Genomic DNA, 21,019 nt, shown 5'->3' with positions numbered 1-21,019 from the left:
GAGGCGGCGCGATACATTTCGCGGCGGTTTCGGGATTCCTCCGTCACCGATCCCCGCAACCGCGGGTGATCGGCCAGTGCCTGCAAATCGCTGTCGGGGAGGACCTCCACCATCGGAAGCGCTGCCGGTGGGACACAGGTTTCACCCGCGCAGCACCCGGCGATAGCGTGGCCGCATCCGGTCTTGCCCGGTTTCTGGCTGCGCAGGACAACGGTGTGTTCGAAATGGCGCTGGCAGAGCTTCGCGCCGGCGAGAAGCGCAGCCACTGGATGTGGTTCGTGTTTCCGCAGATCGCAGGGCTGGGCCGCAGCGATCTGGCCCGTTTCTACACAATCGAAAGCCCGTCCGAAGCACGTGACTACCTCGACCATCCGGTGCTGGGCGCGCGGCTGCTGACCTGCACGGATGCCATGTTGACGTGGGCCGGGCGGCGATCGGCCGAAACGATTCTCGGCGCGATCGACGCCATCAAGTTCCGCAGCTCGATGACCTTGTTCGACACGGTGAGTGCCGGCCGAGCGCCGTTCGGCGCCGCGCTAACCGCCTTTTATGGCGGGCAACGCGATCCGGAGACTCTTCGGCGCCTCTAGAAGACGGCCGGATTCTCGAACGGTGGGTCGCCGCGGCGTGATACGGCGTACGCTTCGGCCCCCCGCAGCACCCGGTCCATGTTGCGGCTGGCGATCTTCTCGAGGTCCGCGCGCGAGTAGCCGCGCCGCGCAAGCTCGGTGAACAGGGCGGGATAACCGGCGGCATCTTCCGCGCCGACAGGGCCGGTTTCCATTCCGTCATAGTCGCCGCCGATCCCGATATGGTCGATACCGGCGACTTTCCGTATGTGGTCGATGTGATCCGCCCAGTCGGAGACGGTGGCCTTGACCTCCGGATTGTTCGCGCGCCATGCCGCCAGGCCCGCCGAGACCGCGGCAGGATCGCCGCGCCACAGCGCCTTCAGCCGCGCTTCTTCCCCGGCGAGGATCGCGCTCCACTGGCGGCGCTTCTCGCTAAGGAAATCGGGGTAGCCAACAGCCATCACGATGCCGCCGTTGGCTTTCATTCGTGCCAGGATGGCGTCCGGCACGTTGCGCGCGTGGCCGTTGACCGCGCGCGCGCCGGAATGGCTGAACATGACCGGCGCGCCCGTGATGTCGAGCACGTCCGACATCGTCTTCTCGCTCACGTGGCTGAGATCGACCAGCATCCCGAGCCGGTTCATCTCGCGGACCACGTCGCGCCCGAAATCGGTGAGTCCGTTGTGAGTGGGGGTGTCGGTCGAACTGTCGGCCCACGGCGTGTTGCGCGAATGGGTCAGCGTCAGGTAGCGCGCGCCGAGCGCGTGCATCTGGCGCAGCACCGCCAGGCTCGATCCGATCGAGTGGCCCCCTTCCATCCCGATCAGCGAAGCGATTCGCCCGGCCCGCATCGCGCGTGCCGCGCCGTCGGCGGTGGTCACGAACTCCAGCCGGTCCGGATGACGGGCCAGCACGCGCTTCATGACGTCGATCTGTTCCAGCGTGGCCTGGACCGCCTGCTGCTCGCTCAGCCCGGCGTCAACATAGACCGACCAGAACTGTGCCCCCACCCGCCCTTGCGCGAGCCGCGCGAGGTCGGTGTGCATCGGCCCCTTCCCCCGGGCGGGATCGGCGGTATCGCGCGTGTCGGCGAAATCGACCCCGGCGATCACGTTGCGATAGCGGTCGCGGAATTGCTCCGGCACATCGTTGTGGCCATCCCAGACCGGTGCCGACGATAGCGCGGCCTGGGCCACTTGTTCCGGAGAGGGCGCCGCCAGGGCCGCCCCGGGCAACAACATGATCCCGGCCAGAATGATCGGCGCACGACGCAACATTCGCAATCTCCCCTTCCGCCCCCTAGCGGCGCGTGGCCGGGTTATCGGCGGGATAGCCCGGGGATTGCAAGTTCGGGCGGACCGACGCCAAAAAAAGGCCCCGGCAATCACGCCGGGGCCGGAAGGTTCAGGGCCAATGCCCTTCGGGTCGCGGCTGTCTTATGCGCCGGCGCGTAACGCCCCGAAACCCCAACAAAAGTTTGGTCGGCGCCCGGCGTGCCTGCGACATCCGGCGGAACCGCCGCCGCGCTGGATGCTTGCTGAAAGACGAAACCAAAGGAGACAATGCATGGCCAAGTCGCTCGCCGATATATCGAAGGACATGAAGCAGATCGATTTCTGCACGCTGGTTACGCACGCGCCCGGCGGCACGATCGGCGCGCGCCCGATGAGCAACAACAGCGAGGTGGATTTCGACGGCGATTCCTGGTTCTTCACCTATGAAGACCGGCAGATGGTGGCGGACATCGAACGCGATGCGAACGTCGGCCTGACGTACCTCGGCAGTGCGGGATTGAAGGGCGTGCTGGGCGCGCCGGGCCAGTATATCCATGTCGAAGGCAAGGCGCAGGTGATCCGGGACAAGGCCCGGTTCGCGGAACATTGGACGACTTCTCTCGACCGCTGGTTCCCGCAAGGCGTGGACACGCCGGGCATGGTGATGCTGCAAGTAACCGCCGGCCGGATCCATTACTGGGATGGCGAAGATGAAGGCGAAGTCAGCCTGCCTGATCGCAAAGTGTGGACCGAAGGCCCTTGATCCGCGGCCTTCTGCGCACCTTACTCGCACTATTCTACGGGGCGGCGGGGATCCTTCACCTCGTCGCGCCGGACCCTTTTCTGGCGATCATGCCGCGCTGGGTCCCGGCCCCGCCCACGGTCGTCATGGCGACCGGCGTTGCGGAACTGGCGGGTGCGGCGGGCCTGCTGCAACCATGGTCGCGGCGCTTGCGATATGCGGCAGGCGTCGGACTGGCGCTTACGCACTGTCGGTGTGGCCGGCCAACGTCCAGCACATGCTGAACGATCTTGCGCTGCGTGAAGGTGGGGGATCAGGCGGCCTCGGCCTTGGATACCACGTTCCGCGGCTCGTCGCGCAGCCGGCGCTGATCTGGCTTGCCCTGTGGACCGGGGGCGCAATCGGCGCGTCCCGCACCTGCCGCGCGGCCACGCCGGAAAGGGAACGGGCGGAGCAGACCTGACGCCTGCCCCGCCCGCGGATGCAATCAGCTCATGTGCTTGGAAACAGCACCGGTCATCTTGAACATCGAGATCTGGTCCTTGCCGGTAACCTTGCCCAGCGCCGCGTCGGGATTGATCATCCGGCGATCCTTGGCGTCCTGAAGATCGTTCTTCTTGATGTAGTCCCAGACCTTCGACGTGACCTGTGCGCGCGTCATCGGCCCCTTGCCGCAGACCGCTTCGAGATCGGGGGTCAGGTTGACGGGCTTCTGCAGGGCATTGTTCTTGCCAGCCATGGTATTGATCCTTTCCTGCTTGGCTATGCGGATAAGCTAGTCGAACAGGGTTGAACCGGTCCACCCCCGCCCGCGAAAGGCGACAGGGTGTGTCGGGCGCCCTCTTCCACAGCGAATACTAGGCGGTCGCCGCGCACACTGCGAGGGGAAGATTGCGCCGAAGGCAAGTTTTCGACAGGCAAAGCGCGGGTTTCGGCGGGAAAAATGCAAATTCTCCGCCGCAAGTCGCTGCAAACGCGCTCACGAACAGTTAAGCTGGAATCGGTTTCATCATGAGTCCCGGTCCATGGCGCGCCAGCAAGCGCGGCCGAAGGCCCGGTTTCGGGGAGCGTGGAGCATGGGTGTGGGTCGCAATTCGCTGGCGGTGGCGCTGGCTGGTCTGGTTGTCGCTTGCGGTGGAGGCGGTTCGGGCGGTTCGGGTGGCAACACCGGCGTCATTCCGACTCCCACGCCGACTTCGACGACACCTCCGCAAACCGCAGCATGTTCGCTGTCCGCGCGGCAGGATTTCGCGAAGGCCGTGATCGACGAGTGGTACCTGTTCCCCTCGCTGGTCGACAACACGGTGAACAAGGCCGCCTATTCCACCGTCCAGGGATATATTGACGCGCTGGTGGCGCCTGCACGCGCCCAGTCGCGGGACCGGTATTTCACCTACATCACCTCGATTGCCGAAGAGAACGCGTTCATCAACTCCGGCAGCAGTGCGGGGTTCGGCGTGCGGCTGGCGTACGATACCTCGCAGAACCGCGTGTTCGTCCTCGAAGCATACGAAGGCGCGCCAGCGCTCGCCGAGGGGATTGACCGCGGGGCGGAGATCGTGGCGATCGGGACCAGCGCCGGGGCGTTGCAGAACGTCGCCACCCTGATGGCGGCCCATGGTCCGCAGGGCGTGGTCGATGCACTGGGCCCGTCGGACGCCGGGGTGACCCGCGTCCTGCGGGTCAATATCGGCGGAACGGTGCGCGACATCACGCTGGCCAAGACGGCATACGAGCTTGATCCGGTATCCAACCGCTATGGCGCGAAGATCATCATGGATGGCGCCAAGAAGGTGGGATACATCAACCTGCGCACCTTCATCGGCACTGCCGAAAGCGACTTGCGCGCGGCATTCGCCGATTTCCGTGCCCAGGGCGTGACCGAAGTGATCGTCGACGTGCGCTACAACGGCGGGGGCCTGGTGCGCATTGCCGACCTGTTCGGCGACCTCATGGCGGCCAACCGAGTGGGCCAGGTGTTCAGTTACACCACGTTCCGCGACAGCAAGGCGGCGAACAATTCCACCCGCTATTTCATGGCCCAACCGCAGGCCATTGCCGCCACGAAGATTGCGTTCATCGGCTATTCCGGCACTGCATCGGCAAGCGAGCTGGTCGCCAACGCGTTCATTCCGCACCTCGGCCCGAACGTCGCGTTGATCGGTTCCAACACCTACGGCAAGCCGGTGGGCCAGATCCCGCTCGACAAGACCGAATGCGACGATCGCATGCGCGTCGTCGCATTCAAGACGGAGAATGCCGACCGTCGGGGCGAATATTATACCGGACTTGCCAGCGTGTTCCCCAACACGTGCGTGGCGAATGACAACATCACGGTTCCACTGGGCGATCCGAACGAAACCGCGATCAAGGTGGCGCTCGATTTCCTTGGCGGGCGCGCGTGCACCGCGATCACGTCGGCCCAGGGCCAGCGCGCCCTGTCGGTTGCGCCGACGCGTGAGCTGATTCGCCCGGCCCAGCCGACCGCCGCGCAGCACGAATCGCCCGGCCTGTTCTAGGCGGGCAGCGCGCCTCGTTCGAGCGAGGCGGTCAGGAGCTGCTCCGCACGGTCGCGCGCCGCGCTTTCCGGCAGGCCGAGCGACCGCGCGAGTGCTCGGCCCATCAACGCGTCGCCGAGCGCGAGCAGGACCAGGGTCAGCGTGTCTTCGTGCAGGCGAAGCGGCGTGGCATGGCCCGCAGCTTCCTCCGGCGCGATTTCATCGACAAGCTGGTGAATTGTCTCGACGATCGGGTTCAGCGCATCTTCGTTGCCGCTGAGGAGCATCCAGCTGGCGAGCGCGCCCGCCCCTTCCCGGTCGAACGCGTCGAAAGTCAGGTCCACCACTTCCCGCGGAGAGCCGAGCCCGGCGCGGCTGGCGCGCACGGCATCCCCGATCGTGTCGCACACCGTTTCGGCGAGGTGCTGCGCCAGCGCCTTCTGCAGCCCGGACGCGGAGCCGAAATGGTGCAGGAGATTGGCGTGCGTTCGTCCGATTCGCGCGGCAACCGCCTTCAGCGTCACCGATTGCGGGCCGGTTTCGATCAACAGCACCCGCGCGGCTTCCAGCGCGGCGGTACGGGATTCTTCGGGTCTCAGCCGTTTGCGGGCAGTCATGGACCCGTGCGTAGAACGCTGGTTGCGAGGCGGCAACTCGCCTGATTGACACCGCATCGCGTGCCCACTACTTACATTGTTGTCAGTTAAATGGAGATGCCGCGATGAACGCGCCTGCCAAGTTCGATCTGGAGGGAACGGCGACGCCCGACGATCTCGATATTGTCGTCCGCGACCGGCGCTTCCTGCGCGGGGCGGCCCCCAGGCGCTGGTGGCTTAACGGCGATCCGGTCGCGACCGCCTGGTTCAACGCGCTGTCGGCCACGTTTCCACGTGGCGAGGCGTTCTTCGTCGACTCGGTGAAGGCCTGCCGCGATGGCGCCAGCCCACGCCTGGCGGCGGAAATCCGCGCCTTCGTGCGCCAGGAAATCAATCACACGCGCGAACACATCGTGCTGAACAGGCTCGCCGAAGCGAGCGGCTATGACGTCGCATTCATAGACCGCCGGGTGGAAGAACTGCTGGCCCTCACCAAGGGCCGCCCCGCGGAAGTGAACCTTGCCGCCACGATGGCGCTGGAACACTTCACGGCGATGTTCGGCAAGGAACTGCTCGACAACCCGGTTCACCTTCACGGGGCGGAAGGCGATCTCGGCGAAATCTGGCGCTGGCATTCGGTCGAGGAGATCGAACACAAGGGCGTCGCCTACGATACCTGGCTGCACGCCACCCGCGACTGGAGCCGCTGGCGCAGGTGGAAGGTGAAAAGCCTGCTGATGCTGATCGTTTCGCGGCGTTTCGTCTTCCACCGGGTCAGGGACATGCAGGACCTGCTGGCACAGGACGGCCTGACCGGCTGGAAGTGGAAGGCCAAGATCTGGGCCTATCTTCTTGGGCGCCCCGGTTTCCTCCGCCGGATTGCCCTGCCATGGCTGGCGTACTTCCTGCCCGGCTTCCATCCGTGGAACGAAGACGACCGCCACCTCATCGCGAAATATGAAGGCGACTTCGCCGACGCCCTTCTCCCCAGCGCCTGAGCGCGGCCATTACGGACAGGACGCCGCCCCGGCCAGCGCCAGGGCGGCGTCTTTTCGTATCTACGCGGCGCGCATTCGCGGCGCGGTGTCGTCGTTCGCCAGATCGCGCACGTACTCGACGGACGGCACAGCGTGCCCGCGCGCGCAGCTCATCCGGGGGCGGATCTGGCCGGTCGATCGGAAGCCCAGTTTGCGGAGCACGCGTCCCGAAGCGGGATTGTCGGTGAAGTGCCCAGCCGTCACCCGGCGGTGCCCGAGCGCGCGGGCGACTTCGATCACACCTGCCCCGGCTTCGGTGGCATAGCCCCTGCCCCAGTGCTGGCGGGCGATCCAGTAGCCCAGTTCCACCTCGGCCCCAACGGCACCCAGCCCGGCGCATCCGATGGCCGTGCCGCTGGCGGCGTGAATCACCAGGAAGTCCGGCGCCATCGGCTCCTGCGCGCGCGATACGAACGACGCGGCATCGTCAGGGCCATAGGGCCACGGCGCGCGGGCGAGGTTTCGAACGACCCCTTCATCCGCGATGCCCCCAAGGACCGCTTCCCAATCCTCCGGCCACGCAGGCCTGAGGAACAGCCTTGTCGTGCGATGGAACACCTTGCCTTCTCCTCCTCGTCCGCGCCCGCCCGTTAGTGGGGGCGCGTGACATTCTCGTGGCGACGTCCCCTTGCGAAGGACGCCAGCGATCGAGGGAGAAAGCGACAAGAGGGAGATGGAGCCTCCCGATTGCTCGGGCTGGCCCCTTCTCCCTCTATCTGCCGGAATCGCGAATCCCGGCGGGGGGCCATCCCGTGGACGGCCCCGTTATCGGTCCGTCCGGTTACTCTGCGGCCTGGGCCATCATGTCGACCGATACGTATTTACGGCCGAGCTTGCCCGAATGGAATCGGACGCGGCCTTCGGTCAGCGCGAACAGCGTGTGGTCCTTGCCCATGCCGACACCGGTGCCGGGATAGAACTTGGTACCGCGCTGGCGCACGATGATGTTGCCCGGGATCACTTCCTGGCTGCCGAACTTCTTGACGCCGAGGCGGCGCCCCGCGCTGTCGCGGCCGTTGCGGGACGAACCGCCTGCTTTTTTATGTGCCATTGTCTCGTCCTACCTTATTCGCTGTCGGTCTTCGGAGCGGCGGCCTTCTTGGCAGCCGGCTTCGTCTTGGCGGGAGCAGCGTCCACAGTGCCTTCGCCGGCGATGCCCGTATCCTTCACCGGCGCGGCGGCCTTCGCCTTGGTCGCCTTGGCGGTGTCGACGCCCTTTGCCGGTTCGCTCGCCTGCGCGGCGGCATCGGCCTTCGGGGCGGCGGCGGCCTTGGGCGCAGCCTTTTCGGCCTTAGAATCGCCGACCGAAACGATGCGGAGCAGGGTCATCTGCTGGCGGTGGCCCGCCTTGCGACGATAGTTATGGCGGCGGCGCTTCTTGAAAACGACGACCTTTTCGCTCTTCGCCTGGGCGATGATCTCCGCCGAAACGACCGTCTTTGCAGCGTCGGCGAGCGAATCGCCCTCACCCGCGAGCAGGACATCGCCCAGCGTCACGGTATCGCCGGCATCGCCTGCCAGCTTCTCGACTGCGATCTTGTCGCCGGCGGCAACCCGGTATTGCTTGCCGCCAGTACGCACTACTGCGAACATGGGTAATTCACTTTCCGCTTATGTATGTAGCCACCCCATGCAAGGCGGCAGGACCGGAACGCCCGAAGGCCCCGGAAAGACGAGGGCCGTTAAGCGATGGGCCGCATGAAGTCAACGGCCATGGCCCGCTCAACCCGCCCTTTGCTCCGCCAGCCGCCATGCTAAGGGGGTTGGCGTGAAGAACATCCAACGCCTTGCTCTGATCGTCCCGTCGCTCATGCTGGGCGCCTGCGCCAGTTCGGGTGACTATCCCTCGCTTGCGCAGCGCCCGGCGGAACGCGCATCCGGCACATTCGGCCCACCGGCCGATCCTGCGCCTCCCGTAGCGGAGCCTGCTCCCAGCGCCGACCTCGTTGCCCGGCTCGACACATTGATGCGGGACGCACAGTCCATCCACGCCGAATTCATCCGATCTGCGCCGGCGGCGGAGCGTCTCGCGCGCGGCGCCGGATCGACCGGAAGCGACAGCTGGGCCGCCGCCCAGGTCGCGCTGGCCGATCTCGATTCGCTGCGCAGCCGCGCGGCCGTCGCGCTGGCAGAGCTCGACATCCTGTGGGCCGATGCCACGCTCGAAGGGGGGCCGCGCGATGCCGTGGGTGCCACGCGCGATGCAGTGATCGCCCTGATCACGCGTGAGGACGAAACTCTGGCCCGCCTGCGTGGTCGCATCGGCTAAGTCTGCGCAACCCGCAAATACTGGCCCGTGACCCCGGGCGCACAGGCCAGGTAGTCCAGTACCGCGGCGATCGACGCAGCATCATCCCCCGCAACCAGGTTGACTCTGCACGGCGCGGCACGCCGGGCAAGATCGCGCGCAGCGGCGAGGCGCCAGTCCCCGTGGTCGCCGGCCGCCGGCGGCAGCACGATCGCCAGCGCGGCGCACTTCCCGGAAAGCATCGCCAAGGCCTTGCCTGCCCATTCGCCGTGAAATGCCGCGGCCGCTTCGATCGCCGGGCCGGGGAGCATGTCGACCCGAAGTTCGGCCTGCATCACCCGAGCCGGTCCCGCGTCAGCGTCATGCCGATTTTCTCCGCCCCTTCGGCGATGGCAAGTTTCACGATTTTCACGGAGACCGCGTCCACCCGCGGGTCGGACAGAAAGAGCGTGTCGCAAATGTGATCCGCCACCGATTCAATCAACTTGAAGTGCAGGCCCGGCGTCAGCGCCTCGGTCGCCGCGAACTTCAGATCCATGTAGTTCTTGCTGGCGGAAAGCGGCGTCTCGGGCTCGTAACGGGGCGCCGGCTTCATGTGCGCGGTGATCGAAATGCGCAGGGGTTGCGGCTTGCCTGTCTCCTCCGAATAGATGCCGGTGAGGACATCGACCTCGAGGTCGGCAACTTCGAGAATCAGCGAATCGGCCATGGTGCGGCGCCTTAGCCGGGATTCGTCCATCGTGCGAAGATCGCGGTCGGCAGAAGGCGTCCGCCGGCGCCCTCTTCGCGCACAGCAAGGTCGCCGTGCTCGACGCGGCCCGGCAAGTCGGCAAACAGCTCCGCGACCAGGCCCGCGAGCGCGAGGCTGCTCATCCGCACGGCGTAAACGGTCAGGAACAGGAACCGGCTTTGGGCATCCAGCAGTCGGCGGCAATCGGCCACCAGCGGCGCGAGATCCTCTTCGATCCGCCACGTCTCCCCATTCGGCCCGCGACCGAACTTCGGCGGGTCCAGGATGATGCCGTCGTATCGCTTCCCGCGGCGCACCTCGCGCGCGGCAAACTTCGCGGCGTCATCGATCAGCCAGCGCACCGGGCGATCCGCCATGCCCGACAGCGCGGCATTCTCGCGTGCCTGGGCGACCGACTTCTTGCTGGCATCGACATGAGTGACCGGGCCCGATGCGCTCAGTGCCAGGGTGCCGACGCCCGTGTAGCCGAACAGGTTCAGCGTGGCCGCATCGGCCTTGCCTGCAAGCTGGCCGCGCATCCATTGCCAGACCGGCGCCATGTCCGGAAAGAACCCCAGGTGGCGAAATGGCGTGCATTGCGCGGTGAACTGAACCGTTTCGCTGCCATTGGGCCATGCCAATGGCCAACCGTCCGAGGGGACCGGACGGGCGAATTGCCATCGCCCGCCGCCGTCCTCGTCGCTCCCGGGCACGAACTCGCCGTCGGCATCCCAGTCCGCGAGGCGGGGCCGCCACATGGCCTGCAGCTCCGGCCGAATGAAGCGATAAGGGCCATACCGCTCCAGCTTGCGCCCGTTGCCGCTGTCGACCAGCCCGTAGTGCGCCCAGTCCTCCCCCGCGAGGATCACAGGTTGTTCGACAAGCCCCGCCATCACGCGCTCGGAGTTGCCCGCTCGGCGATCCAGGCGCTGACGGCGGCATAGTCGCCCGGGAGCTCGACATAGTGTTCCTCGCGCGCGAACAGATCGCCGATCCGCGTGGGAAGCGGTGGGCGCACGCCTATGGCGCGCTCCACCGCGTCGGGAAACTTTGCGGGATGCGCGGTGGCGAGCGTGACGACGGGCACGTGTGGGGCGATGTCCGCCGCGCGCGCCGCGTGCAGGCCGATCGCGGTATGCGGATCGATGGCCTGGCCGGCCGCCTCGCGCGCCCAGCGCATCGCGGCGGTCATGTCGGCAGGCTCTGCGCGTGCACTGCCGAACAGCGTTGCGATCGCGCTGCGCTGCGCTTCGGTCAGCCGCATCGCGCCGGTCGATTCGAAACCGCGCATCTGTTCGGCAAGCGCCGCCCCGTCCCGGCCGCCGGCATCGAACAGCAGGCGTTCGAAGTTTGAGCTGACCTGGATGTCCATGCTCGGCGCGGCGGTGGCGGTGACAGTGCCGGCAGAATAGTCCCCTTCGGCAACCGCACGATGGAGGATGTCGTTGACGTTGGTCGCCACGATCAGTCGTTCGACCGGCAGCCCCATCTGGGCCGCGACGTACCCTGCGAAGACATCGCCGAAATTGCCCGTCGGCACGCTGAAGGCCACCCGTCGATCCGGCGCACCGAGCTGCAATGCAGCCGCGAAATAATAGACCACCTGGGCCATCAGCCGCGCCCAGTTGATCGAGTTGACCGCGCTGATGCGGAAACGGTCGGTCATCTCCTGGTCGCCGAACATCCGCTTCACCATCGCCTGCGCATCGTCGAACGAACCGTCGATCGCGATGTTGTGGACGTTTGGTGCGCGCACGCTGGTCATCTGCCGGCGCTGAACCTCGCTGACCCGGCCTGCGGGGTGGATCATGAATATCTCCACGCCATCGCGCCCGGCCACCGCGCCGATCGCGGCGCTGCCCGTATCGCCGCTGGTTGCGCCCACGATGGTGAGGTGCCCCTGTACGCGGCCGAGAAACTCCTCGAACAACAGGCCCAGCAGCTGGAGCGCTACGTCCTTGAAGGCCAGCGTGGGGCCGTGGAACAGCTCCAGCAGCCAATGCCGTTCGTCCAACTGGATGAGCGGCGTGACGGCAGCATGGGCGAAACGGCCATAGGCCTGTTCACACAGAGCCTGGAGGCGTTCGGGCGTCAGGCTGTCGCCTACGAAGGGCTGCATGACGCGGGCGGCGAGCGCGGGGTAAGGAAGTCCCCGCATTGCGGCGATCTCGTCCGCGGTGAAGCGCGGCCATACGCGCGGCAGATACAGTCCCCCATCGCGCGCGAGGCCGGCCAGCGTCACGCCTTCGAAATCCAGGGAGGGCGCGATGCCGCGGGTGGAGATGTAGTCCATGGGTGCCCTGCGCCTAGCCAAGTGCCGGGTTAGCGGCAAGCAAGCCCGCCTTTACCGTGCGCTAGCGCGCCAACGGGCTCGGACGGCCAGCCAGAACACCACCACTGCGGTCGCCGCGAACAGGAACCACTGGACCGCGTAGGACAGATGGTTGTTCGGCAGGTCGCGCGGGTCAGGCGTGGCGAGCTGATCGAGGCCCGCCTGCGCCGGCTCCGCGACGAGTTTCACCCCGTTGCCGGCCGGGCCTATCGTCCCTGCGACCACTCCGCCGTTCCAGCGCACGCGCACCGGATCGACCGACCAGCCCAGCGCGACGTCCGCCGTGCCGCCGCCGGCAAGCACGCACCGGGCATAGTGGCCCCAACCGATTGCGCCATTTTCCGAGCGTCCCGCACGTTCCTCGATTCTGGAAACCCGGGCGCAATCGACCTGCGCGCGGCGGTAAAGCGCGTCTTCGTAATCGGCCGGGACCTGCGGCCACGCGACGGCCGGGGCATCGGCCGGGATAGCGGCGTACCGGGCGAGCAGCGCCTCCTTCTCCTGCATGCGCTGCAGTTGCCAGACGCCCAACGCGATCATGATGACCACCGCGATCGCGACGATGAGGGTGGCGATCACCGGCAGGCGGTTTCGGTCCGTCACTTGCCCGTTTTCACGACTTCATTCGTGCCCAGCAAACAGCGCAAATCGGAAAGGGCAGCCTGGACGATGCCGGGCTGCCCTTTCGATGTTCCCGGCTGGAGCGCCGTCATCAGTGGAGCGGCGCACCCCAGCTGCCCCAGACGTAAATGGAGACGTAAAGGAACAACCACACCACGTCGACGAAGTGCCAGTACCACGCGGCGGCTTCGAAGCCGAAGTGTTGCTGCGGGGTGAAGTGCCCCTTGTAGGCGCGCACCAGGCAGACGATCAGGAAGATCGTGCCGATGATCACGTGAAACCCGTGAAAGCCCGTCGCCATGTAGAACGCCGAACTGTAAGTGTTCCCACCGAAGGCGAACGGAGCATGGGCGTATTCGTAGGCCTGGATGGCCGAGAACAGGATACCGAGCAAGATCGTCAGCCAGAGACCCTTCTTCAGCCCGTCACGATCGCCGTGAATCAGCGAATGGTGCGCCCAGGTTACGGTGGTGCCCGAACACAGCAGGATCAGCGTGTTCAGCAGCGGCAGGTCGAACGGGTCCATCACCGCCTCGATCGAGACGGGCGGGAACTGGCCGCCGACCGCCTCCGCCAGGGTGCTGGGGAACAGCGCGAAGTCGAAGAAGGCCCAGAACCAGCCAACGAAGAACATCACTTCCGACGCGATGAACAGGATCATGCCGTAGCGCAGATGAAGCTGGACGACCGGGGTATGATCGCCTGCCTGCGCTTCCTTCACGATGTTGTAGAACCAGCTGAAGAACGTCGCCGCCAGGCCCAGGATGCCAAGGGCGAACACGAGCCGGCCGTTCGACATGTCGTGCATGTACATCGCGAGGCCGCTGGTGAACGCCAGCGCCGAGATCGACGCGATCAGCGGCCAGATGTCGGGCGGGAGAATGTGATACTGGTGGTTCTTGGCGCCGGCCATGAGGAATCTGGTCCCTGTTCGAGCAGTGTTATCGCCTCGGCCCTTAATGCGCGCCGGGGGCGTGGTCCAGTGGGTGTTACGCCGGATCTTCGGTCCGGTGGAACGTATAGCTGAGAGTGATCTGTTCCACGCGCGCGGCGTTGCGATCGCTGCGGATGGAAGGATCGACGAAGAACAGGACCGGCATCACCACCTCCTGCCCGGGCTGGAGGGTCTGCTCCGTGAAGCAGAAGCACTGCACCTTGTTGAAGTATCCGCCCGTCTGGGCAGGCGAAACGTTGAAGCTGGCCGTACCGGTTATCGGCTGGTCGGAATTGTTCCTGGCGTAATAGAACGCCATCTGCCGTTGCCCCAGCCTGACCGTCTGCGTGACCTGTTCGGGGCGGAACGTCCACGGCAGGTCGGAATCGACGTTCGCATCGAACCGTACGGATACGGTTGCGCCGGCAAGCTGCTGCGCGCGCGCGGCGGCGAGCGATGCCTCGTCCTCTGTCGCGCGCTGCGTGGTCCCGCCGAAACCGGTCACCTGGCAGAACATCTGGTAAAGGGGCACAGCCGCATATCCCAGGCCCAGCATGCCCAGCGCCAGCAACAGGGCATAAAGCCCCACGCGGGCGTTGTTCTTCTGCAGGTTTGCGGCGGCGGTCATCAGTCCATCCGTACGATCGTGAGGGCGTAGAAAAGCACCACGAAGAACACCAGCACCAGCGCAAGGGCGGCGTTGCGGCTTTTCCGGCGGCGCTTGAATTCGGTTTCCTCTTCGGGCGTCATGCGAGCAGCCCCTGCCCGTAAATCACCCGATCCGCAACCAGTGCGGCGAACAGCGCGAAAAGATAGAGCACGCTGTATCCGAACAGGCGTTTTTCAGGCTTCATCGGATCTTCCGGACCCGCCCGCCGCAACGCAACGGGCGCGGCGAGCGCGATAAACACCAGCGTCAGCGCGATCGCCAACCCGCCATAAATGGCGCCGGTGCCCCCGATCAGCCATGGCGCGGCGGCGACCGGCAAGAGAAGCACGGAATAGGCCAGGATTTGCCGCCGCGTGCTCGCTTCGCCCTTCACCACCGGCATCATGGGGATGCCGACCCGGGCATAATCGGTCTGCACGAACAGCGCGAGGGCCCAGAAATGCGGTGGGGTCCAGAAGAAGATGATGGCAAACAGCAGCACCGGCATCAGCGTGATGTCGCCCGTCACCGCGATCCACCCGATCATCGGCGGGAATGCGCCCGCGCCGCCGCCGATGACGATGTTCTGCGGCGTGCGCGGCTTGAGCCAGATTGTGTAAACCACCGCGTAGTACACGATCGAAACTGCCAGGATGGCCGCTGCCAGCCAGTTCACCGCGATCCCCATCAGGATCACGGAACCGGCCGAGAGTACCACCCCGAAATCGCGTGCATCGGTTCGATGCATCCGGCCGCCCGGGATCGGCCGCGCGGCGGTCCGCTTCATCCCTGCGTCAATGTCCGCTTCCCACCACTGGTTGAGCGCCGCCGCGCCGCCCGCGCCGATGGCAATGCACAGGACGGCGACGAACCCGATCAGGGGGTGGATGTCCCCCGGCGCGGCGAGCAGGCCGCACAGGCCGGTGAAGATGACAAGGCTCATCACGCGCGGCTTCGTCAGCGCGAAGAAATCGCGCCAGTCGGTCGGCATGCGGATGGTGGCGGATTCGGTCATGAGGGGTGCGCCGCGCTATAGGCCCGCCCGCTCCCCGTGGGAAGCGGATTGGGGACAGAGTCGCAGCGAGGGCTGCTACACGGCCCTGACGGAAGAACGCTCCTTGTCAGATACGCGGCGATTCAGGCGACCAACGTTGAGGGAAGGACGAGACAAATACGCGCAGACCGTCGCACGCGCAGGGGTCCTTGGGAAACCCTCGTCAGCCGGGCAGGCGGGCGAGCCAGTCCAGCAGTAGCGTGTTTACCTCGCCGGGAGATTCCTGCTGGGTCCAATGCCCGACACCGGGAAGCACATGGCCTTCTACCCTCGGCGCGAACATCCGCATCATCGCCACCGGATCCGTCACGGCGCCGAACAGCGTCGTCGCCGGATCGCGCGCGCCGCCGATGAACAGGCAGGGCTGCTCGATCCGCTGGCCGGCCCAGCCCTGCAGCCATTCGAAGTCGCGTTCGTGATTGCGATAGCGGTTGAGCGGACCGCGAAATCCGCTGGCGGCGAATTCCCTGCCATAGAATGCCACGTCATCTTCCGTCAGCCAGGCGACTGGCCGGGGATCGGGCAGGCCCTCCAGGAAAGTCGCACCAAGCGGCTTGTCGAAATAGTCGCCTGGCGGGACATCGCCGCTGATGGCATACATCATGCGGTGCACGAAGTCGGCGGGATCGGCCTCCGCCTCGGCCTCCGCGACGCCCGGTTCCTGGAAGTATTCTTGATAGAAGAACCGGCCCTTGGCGGTGAAATGCTCGCGAAAAACGTCCGTGAAGGGACGGGCAGGCACCCCCGCGAACGGGACCGACAAGCCGGCCACTGCGGAGAACTGCTCCGGATGCGTCAGCGCGGAATTCCAGACGATCGGCGCGCCCCAGTCGTGTCCCACCAGGATCGCCGGTGCACCGGGCTGAAGGGCACGCGCAAGGCCGACGAGATCGCCGACAATCGCCTCCATCGCGTAATCCTCGATACGGGGCGGCTTGTCCGATCCGCCATAGCCGCGCACGTCGATGGCACAGGCAATGAACCCGGCATCCGCCACCGGCGCGAGCTGATGGCGCCACGAATACCAGCTTTCCGGGAAGCCGTGGACGAAGATCACCAGCGGCCCGCTGCCTGACTGTGGCACTTCGATGGCGCGGCGCAGCGTGGCCTCGCCGGTGTCGATCAGGCGCATTTCCGGCATTAGTTAGGTCCTCCTGCTTGCTGCCTTCCTTCGGGGGCGGCCGTTTTCACCCTGCTTCAGCGCCACGCGATTCACCGGTGCGGATAGCACGCCTGCCCTGCTGGTCCCGCGGCGCCCAAAAACAAACGGCCGGTCCTGTTGGGGACCGGCCGCATGGAGATCATGTCGAGGGAGAGGCTCAGGCCGTGGCCGGCGCGCCGCCCTTCGGCAGGTGGTTGTGGTAATCGTGGTCGTCCTCGATCACCGGCAGCGTTTCGAACTGGTGATAGGGCGGCGGGCTGGTGAGCGTCCATTCCAGCGTCGTCGCACCTTCGCCCCAGTAGTTTGCCGGTGCCTTTTTGCCTGCCGTGAAGGCGTAGATCAGGTTGGCGAAGAAGAAGATCATCGAACCGGCCATGATCATGTAGCCGATCGTGCTGACGTGGTTCCATTCGGCATAGGCGGCCGCATAGTCCGGATAACGGCGCGGCATGCCCTGCCAGCCCAGGAAGTGCTGGGGGAAGAAGATCACGTTCACGCCGATGAAGAACACCCAGAAGTGGAGGTGCGCCAGCAGTTCGGAGTGCATCCGGCCGCTCATCTTCGGGAACCAGTAGTAGAAGCCTGCAAACAGGCTGAACACGGCACCCATCGACAACACGTAGTGGAAGTGCGCGACCACGAAGTAGGTGTCGTGCACCACATCGTCCACGCCGCCGTTGGCGAGATAGACGCCGGTGACGCCGCCGATCGTGAACAGGAAGATCATGCCCAGCGCCCAGACCATCGGGCTCTTGAACTCGATCGATCCGCCCCACATCGTGGCGATCCAGCTGAAGATCTTCACGCCCGTGGGCACCGCGATGACCATGGTGGCGGCCGTGAAGTACATCTTCGTGTTCACATCGAGGCCGACGGTGTACATGTGGTGCGCCCACACGACGAAGCCGACCACGCCGATCGCGACCATCGCGTATGCCATGCCGAGGTAGCCGAACACCGGCTTGCGGCTGAAGGTCGCCACGATCTGGCTGATCATGCCGAAGCCCGGCAGGATCATGATGTACACTTCGGGGTGGCCGAAGAACCAGAACAGGTGCTGGTAAAGAATCGGATCGCCGCCACCGTCAGCCGAGAAGAACGTCGTTCCGAAGTTGCGGTCCGTGATCAGCATGGTGATCGCCGCGGCCAGGACCGGGAGCGCCAGCAGCAGCAGGAAAGCGGTGACCAGCACCGACCACACGAACAGCGGCATCTTGTGCAGGGTCATGCCCGGTGCGCGCATGTTGAAGATGGTCGTGATGAAGTTGATCGCGCCCATGATCGAAGCCGCCCCGGCAAGGTGCAGCGCGAAGATCGCGAAGTCCGTCGCCGGGCCGGGCGAACCGCTCGTCGAGAGCGGCGCGTAAACCGTCCAGCCGGTGCCGGAACCCATGCCGGTGGCATCGCCCGGCACGAACATGCTGATGCACAGCGATATGAAACCCGCCACGGTCAGCCAGAACGAGATGTTGTTCATGCGCGGGAACGCCATGTCGGGCGCGCCGATCATCAGCGGCACGAACCAGTTGCCGAATCCGCCGATCATGGCCGGCATGACCATGAAGAACACCATGATGAGACCGTGCGCCGTGATCAGCACGTTCCACGCGTGAAGGTTGGCCTCGAAGCCGGCTTCCCCCCCCATGAACGCCACCCACTGGCCCAGCACCTGAATGCCCGGCTCGGACAGCTCGGCGCGCATCACGCCCGAAATGGCGCCGCCGATGACGCCCGCCATGATCGCGAAGATCAGGTACAGCGTGCCGATGTCCTTGTGGTTCGTGGACATGAACCAGCGGGCGAAGAAGCCCGGCTTGTGATCCGCATCGTGATGCGCGTGATCATCGTGGTGAGCCTGGAAGGTGTCGGCGGTGGTGGCCATGATCGGGTCTCTGCGCTTTATCGTATCGTGTTCAGGCGGCCGGCGACGCGGTCGCGGCAGGCGTGGTGGCGGCGGCAGGGGTGGTCGCGTCGGCAGCGGGCTGCTGCGCCCCGGATTCGGGCTGCTGGAGCGGCGCGGCCGCGGGGGCAGCGGCCGGTTCCGGCGCGCCGACGGTGCCGCCCTGCGAGCGGACCCAAGCCTCGAACTGCGGACGAGGCAGCGCTTCCACCGCGATCGGCATGTAACCGTGCTTCGCGCCGCACAGTTCGGAACACTGGCCGTAATAGATGCCCGGCTCCTTCACCATCATGCGCTTTTCATTCAGGCGTCCGGGTACGGCGTCGAGCTTGAACCACAGGCTGGGCACCGCGAACGAGTGGATGACGTCGGCAGCCGTGGTCTGGATGCGGATCCATTCGCCGGCCGGCACGACCATGCGATTGTCCACTTCAAGGTGCGTGGGGAAACCCTTCGCCTTCGCTTCGTCCTCGGGCATCATGTTCGAGATCACCTCGAAGCCGCCATTGTCGGGATAAGTGTAGCCCCAGTACCACTGGTACCCGGTCACCTTAATTGTCAGCGCATCTTTGGGCGCGGACTGGTATTGCGCCGAAAGCAGGCTGATCGAGGGCACCGCGATGCCGACGAGAATCAGCACCGGAAGCAGGGTCCACACGACTTCGATCATCGTGTTGTGCGTGGTGCGCGACGGCGTTGGGTTCGCCTTCCGCCGGAACTTCACCATGACGTAGATCATCAGGCCCAGCACGAAGAGGCAGATGATTGCCATCACCCACACAAGGCCGACGTGCAGCTTGTACGCCTGTTCGCCGGTGGGGGAATATTGCGGCTGGACATCCAGCCCGCCCGGCTTCGGCTGGCCCTTGATCCATTCCGGGCCAAGCGGGGTGTAGGCCGACGAACCGGCGGCGACGTTCTCGGTCGAGGCATCGGCCTTGTCGTCCACCGCACCTGCGGCAGGCGCGCCGACTTCGGCAGCGGCGGGCGCTGCTTCGGTGGCGGCGGCCGGCTGGCTGGCGGCCGAGACCGGCGTTTCCTGCGCAAGCGAAGCCTGCGGCACCAGCGCGATGAGCAGCGCGGCCCACACAGGAGCGAAGTAGCGGGCGGTCGATTTGCCGAAGATCATCGCTGCGAAGCTTTCCGTCTTTGTCTTGTTCTGCCCCGCGGAAATTGCGCCCCCACCCTCATTGTATGGAGGTGACCGCAAACGCCCCGCCGGGCGCGGGTTTGGCGGGCCTATACGCGCGCTTGCCCCGTGCCTCAAGCGCTTCTAGGAGGATTTTTCCCCGGCCTCACCCGCCCCGTTCGAAGTGGCCCGCCCCGCCCGATGACCGACGAAGAAGTCCTCCACGAATTCCGCAGCTGCGACGCCTTGCTGGAAGGGCATTTCGTTCTGTCGAGCGGACGCCACAGCGCGCACTACCTGCAATGCGCCCGGGTTTTGATGAACCCGGACCGGGCCGACAGGCTCGCCCGCGCGCTGGCGCAGAAGCTGCCGCGGGAAGTTCGCGCCGCGATCGACGTGGTCGTCAGCCCGGCGATGGGCGGCATCATCATCGGGCACGAGATGGGCCGCGCGCTGGGGAAGGACGCACTTTTCCTGGAGCGCCCGACCGGCACGTTCGAGCTGCGCCGCGGCTTCCGCTTTGAAGCCGGGGCGAAAGTCCTGATGGTGGAAGATGTCGTCACCACCGGCCTTTCGAGCCGCGAGGCGATCGCCGCCGTGGCGCGCGAGGGCGGCAAGGTGATCGCGGAAGCCGCGCTGGTCGACCGCTCCGAAGGCACCGCCGACCTGGGCGTGCCGTTCTATCCCCTCATCGACATCAATTTTCCCACTTATGCCGAAGACGAAATCCCCTCAGCCCTTGCCGCCCGGCCGGTGACCAGGCCGGGGAGCCGCACGATTTGAGTGCCGGCCAGATCCCGGGCGCCACGGCCCGCTTGCGTCTCGGCGTCAACATCGATCACGTTGCCACGATCCGCAACGCCCGCGGCGGCGATCATCCTGACCCCGTGCGCGCGGCAGAGATCGTCGCAGCCTGCGGAAGCGATGGCATCACCGCGCACTTGCGCGAGGACCGGCGCCATATCCGCGACGAGGACCTCGCCCGCATCCAGGCGGCGACGGATCTGCCGCTCAACCTGGAAATGGCGGCGACGGACGAGATGCTCGCCATCGCGCTGCGCCACAGGCCCCATGCGGCCTGCATCGTCCCCGAAAAGCGCGAGGAACGCACCACCGAAGGCGGGCTGGATGCAGCGGGACAGCACAACCACCTCGCCCCCGTCGTCGCGCGGCTCACCGATGCCGGCATACGGGTGAGCCTGTTCATCGAGGCGAGCGAGCGACAACTGGAAGCCGCGCTCCGCCTCGGCGCGCCGGTGGTCGAGTTCCACACGGGCGAATATGCTCACGCGCGCGGTGAACAGGTATCGGTGGAACTGAAGCGCATTGCCGACATGGCCGCCCTCGCGGCGAAAAACGGGATCGAGGCTCACGCAGGGCACGGCCTGACCTACACCAATGTGCAGCCGATCGCTGCGATACCCCAGCTCGCGGAGCTCAATATTGGTCACTACCTGGTGGGCGAGGCGGTGTTCGTGGGCCTGGAGGCGGCCGTGCGGAGGATGCGCGAGCTGATGGATCACGCAAGATGAGAGTGCCGC

The 21,019-nt window shown here is 66.0% G+C and carries 27 protein-coding genes; 9 read left to right on the top strand and 18 right to left on the bottom strand.

Annotated features, from left to right (window positions below; genetic code table 11):
- Window positions 1-167 precede the first annotated feature (167 nt).
- Window positions 168-590, top strand: coding sequence for a DUF1810 domain-containing protein (locus GRI40_RS13610; RefSeq protein ID WP_337190581.1), 423 nt, complete (start codon window positions 168-170; stop codon window positions 588-590).
- Here the strand turns inward: GRI40_RS13610 and GRI40_RS13605 are convergent.
- Entirely contained in the window at window positions 587-1,849 is a 1,263-nt protein-coding gene (locus GRI40_RS13605) for a dipeptidase (protein ID WP_160612045.1), read from the bottom strand. The two genes, GRI40_RS13610 and GRI40_RS13605, sit on opposite strands and share 4 nt — an antisense overlap.
- A 289-nt stretch (window positions 1,850-2,138) precedes the next feature.
- On the opposite strand from GRI40_RS13605, the gene GRI40_RS13600 reads away from it, so the two are divergent.
- Genes GRI40_RS13600 through GRI40_RS14185 form a run of 3 tightly spaced genes read left to right on the top strand, consistent with a single transcriptional unit; the run spans window position 2,139 to window position 3,051 of the window.
- Complete coding sequence (locus GRI40_RS13600) at window positions 2,139-2,609, top strand: pyridoxamine 5'-phosphate oxidase family protein (RefSeq protein WP_160612044.1); 471 nt, start codon at window positions 2,139-2,141, stop codon at window positions 2,607-2,609.
- The gene (locus GRI40_RS14190) at window positions 2,591-2,872 is read left to right on the top strand and encodes a DoxX family protein (RefSeq protein ID WP_420006882.1); all 282 of its coding nucleotides are present in this window, start codon (window positions 2,591-2,593) and stop codon (window positions 2,870-2,872) included. Before GRI40_RS13600 ends, GRI40_RS14190 begins: the two co-directional genes overlap by 19 nt.
- Window positions 2,842-3,051 carry a DoxX family protein gene (locus GRI40_RS14185; RefSeq protein ID WP_420006885.1) on the top strand — a complete coding sequence of 70 codons (210 nt, stop codon included), beginning with the start codon at window positions 2,842-2,844 and terminating at the stop codon, window positions 3,049-3,051. Before GRI40_RS14190 ends, GRI40_RS14185 begins: the two co-directional genes overlap by 31 nt.
- A gap of 24 nt (window positions 3,052-3,075) precedes the next feature.
- Here the strand turns inward: GRI40_RS14185 and GRI40_RS13590 are convergent, their stop codons facing one another.
- Window positions 3,076-3,327: an SWIB/MDM2 domain-containing protein gene (locus GRI40_RS13590; protein WP_160612043.1), complete on the bottom strand. Its 252-nt coding sequence runs from the start codon at window positions 3,325-3,327 to the stop codon at window positions 3,076-3,078.
- Between the two features lie 337 nt (window positions 3,328-3,664).
- Here GRI40_RS13590 and GRI40_RS13585 point away from each other — a divergent pair, with 337 nt between their 5' ends.
- Window positions 3,665-5,107, top strand: a complete 1,443-nt coding sequence (locus GRI40_RS13585; protein ID WP_160612042.1) for a S41 family peptidase — start codon at window positions 3,665-3,667, stop codon at window positions 5,105-5,107.
- Here GRI40_RS13585 and GRI40_RS13580 read toward each other — a convergent pair.
- Window positions 5,104-5,703 (bottom strand): TetR/AcrR family transcriptional regulator, encoded by a 600-nt coding sequence (locus tag GRI40_RS13580; RefSeq protein WP_160612041.1) that lies wholly within the window; start codon window positions 5,701-5,703, stop codon window positions 5,104-5,106. The genes GRI40_RS13585 and GRI40_RS13580 overlap by 4 nt on opposite strands.
- A 104-nt stretch (window positions 5,704-5,807) precedes the next feature.
- Between GRI40_RS13580 and GRI40_RS13575 the strand changes: the two genes are divergently transcribed.
- Window positions 5,808-6,680: a metal-dependent hydrolase gene (locus GRI40_RS13575; RefSeq protein ID WP_160612040.1), complete on the top strand. Its 873-nt coding sequence runs from the start codon at window positions 5,808-5,810 to the stop codon at window positions 6,678-6,680.
- 60 nt (window positions 6,681-6,740) lie between these two features.
- Here the strand turns inward: GRI40_RS13575 and GRI40_RS13570 are convergent, their stop codons facing one another.
- The 3 genes from GRI40_RS13570 to rplU all read right to left on the bottom strand — a co-directional run bounded on the left by GRI40_RS13570 (window position 6,741) and on the right by rplU (window position 8,312).
- Complete coding sequence (locus tag GRI40_RS13570; RefSeq protein WP_160612039.1) at window positions 6,741-7,277, bottom strand: GNAT family N-acetyltransferase; 537 nt, start codon at window positions 7,275-7,277, stop codon at window positions 6,741-6,743.
- Between the two features lie 223 nt (window positions 7,278-7,500).
- Window positions 7,501-7,770 (bottom strand): 50S ribosomal protein L27, encoded by a 270-nt coding sequence (rpmA, locus tag GRI40_RS13565; RefSeq protein WP_143252034.1) that lies wholly within the window; start codon window positions 7,768-7,770, stop codon window positions 7,501-7,503.
- A gap of 14 nt (window positions 7,771-7,784) precedes the next feature.
- On the bottom strand, window positions 7,785-8,312 hold the full coding sequence (gene rplU / locus GRI40_RS13560) for a 50S ribosomal protein L21 (protein ID WP_160612038.1): 528 nt from the start codon (window positions 8,310-8,312) through the stop codon (window positions 7,785-7,787).
- A 175-nt stretch (window positions 8,313-8,487) separates the two neighbouring features.
- Here rplU and GRI40_RS13555 point away from each other — a divergent pair, with 175 nt between their 5' ends.
- Window positions 8,488-8,988, top strand: coding sequence for a hypothetical protein (locus tag GRI40_RS13555; protein ID WP_337190580.1), 501 nt, complete (start codon window positions 8,488-8,490; stop codon window positions 8,986-8,988).
- Here GRI40_RS13555 and GRI40_RS13550 read toward each other — a convergent pair.
- From GRI40_RS13550 to coxB, 12 genes are all read right to left on the bottom strand, one after another.
- Window positions 8,985-9,302 carry a Rossmann fold domain-containing protein gene (locus GRI40_RS13550; protein WP_160612037.1) on the bottom strand — a complete coding sequence of 106 codons (318 nt, stop codon included), beginning with the start codon at window positions 9,300-9,302 and terminating at the stop codon, window positions 8,985-8,987. The genes GRI40_RS13555 and GRI40_RS13550 overlap by 4 nt on opposite strands.
- Window positions 9,302-9,676 (bottom strand): dihydroneopterin aldolase, encoded by a 375-nt coding sequence (locus GRI40_RS13545; RefSeq protein ID WP_160612036.1) that lies wholly within the window; start codon window positions 9,674-9,676, stop codon window positions 9,302-9,304. The genes GRI40_RS13550 and GRI40_RS13545 overlap by 1 nt, the downstream gene beginning before the upstream one ends.
- An 11-nt stretch (window positions 9,677-9,687) precedes the next feature.
- Complete coding sequence (locus tag GRI40_RS13540) at window positions 9,688-10,590, bottom strand: class I SAM-dependent methyltransferase (protein ID WP_160612035.1); 903 nt, start codon at window positions 10,588-10,590, stop codon at window positions 9,688-9,690.
- Entirely contained in the window at window positions 10,590-11,990 is a 1,401-nt protein-coding gene (gene thrC, locus GRI40_RS13535) for a threonine synthase (protein ID WP_160612034.1), read from the bottom strand. The genes GRI40_RS13540 and thrC overlap by 1 nt, the downstream gene beginning before the upstream one ends.
- A 51-nt stretch (window positions 11,991-12,041) precedes the next feature.
- Entirely contained in the window at window positions 12,042-12,632 is a 591-nt protein-coding gene (locus tag GRI40_RS13530; RefSeq protein ID WP_337190579.1) for an SURF1 family protein, read from the bottom strand.
- A 109-nt stretch (window positions 12,633-12,741) separates the two neighbouring features.
- On the bottom strand, window positions 12,742-13,563 hold the full coding sequence (locus GRI40_RS13525) for a cytochrome c oxidase subunit 3 (protein ID WP_160612033.1): 822 nt from the start codon (window positions 13,561-13,563) through the stop codon (window positions 12,742-12,744).
- Between the two features lie 76 nt (window positions 13,564-13,639).
- Complete coding sequence (locus tag GRI40_RS13520; protein ID WP_160612032.1) at window positions 13,640-14,212, bottom strand: cytochrome c oxidase assembly protein; 573 nt, start codon at window positions 14,210-14,212, stop codon at window positions 13,640-13,642.
- Window positions 14,212-14,334 carry a hypothetical protein gene (locus GRI40_RS14070; RefSeq protein ID WP_272916576.1) on the bottom strand — a complete coding sequence of 41 codons (123 nt, stop codon included), beginning with the start codon at window positions 14,332-14,334 and terminating at the stop codon, window positions 14,212-14,214. Before GRI40_RS14070 ends, GRI40_RS13520 begins: the two co-directional genes overlap by 1 nt.
- Window positions 14,331-15,248 (bottom strand): heme o synthase, encoded by a 918-nt coding sequence (locus GRI40_RS13515; RefSeq protein WP_160612031.1) that lies wholly within the window; start codon window positions 15,246-15,248, stop codon window positions 14,331-14,333. Before GRI40_RS13515 ends, GRI40_RS14070 begins: the two co-directional genes overlap by 4 nt.
- 202 nt (window positions 15,249-15,450) lie before the next feature.
- The gene (locus GRI40_RS13510; protein ID WP_237489190.1) at window positions 15,451-16,428 is read right to left on the bottom strand and encodes an alpha/beta fold hydrolase; all 978 of its coding nucleotides are present in this window, start codon (window positions 16,426-16,428) and stop codon (window positions 15,451-15,453) included.
- A gap of 178 nt (window positions 16,429-16,606) precedes the next feature.
- Window positions 16,607-18,331, bottom strand: coding sequence for a cytochrome c oxidase subunit I (gene ctaD / locus GRI40_RS13505; protein WP_160612030.1), 1,725 nt, complete (start codon window positions 18,329-18,331; stop codon window positions 16,607-16,609).
- A gap of 31 nt (window positions 18,332-18,362) precedes the next feature.
- Window positions 18,363-19,478: a cytochrome c oxidase subunit II gene (gene coxB, locus GRI40_RS13500; RefSeq protein ID WP_160612029.1), complete on the bottom strand. Its 1,116-nt coding sequence runs from the start codon at window positions 19,476-19,478 to the stop codon at window positions 18,363-18,365.
- A gap of 201 nt (window positions 19,479-19,679) precedes the next feature.
- Here coxB and pyrE point away from each other — a divergent pair, with 201 nt between their 5' ends.
- The gene (pyrE, locus tag GRI40_RS13495) at window positions 19,680-20,261 is read left to right on the top strand and encodes an orotate phosphoribosyltransferase (protein WP_160612028.1); all 582 of its coding nucleotides are present in this window, start codon (window positions 19,680-19,682) and stop codon (window positions 20,259-20,261) included.
- The gene (locus GRI40_RS13490) at window positions 20,258-21,010 is read left to right on the top strand and encodes a pyridoxine 5'-phosphate synthase (RefSeq protein ID WP_202390359.1); all 753 of its coding nucleotides are present in this window, start codon (window positions 20,258-20,260) and stop codon (window positions 21,008-21,010) included. Before pyrE ends, GRI40_RS13490 begins: the two co-directional genes overlap by 4 nt.
- The last annotated feature ends 9 nt before the right edge of the window (window positions 21,011-21,019 follow it).

It is taken from the genome of Tsuneonella aeria (assembly GCF_009827495.1).
GTDB lineage: Bacteria > Pseudomonadota > Alphaproteobacteria > Sphingomonadales > Sphingomonadaceae > Tsuneonella > Tsuneonella aeria.
This window is presented reverse-complemented; position numbering and strand designations above follow the sequence as displayed.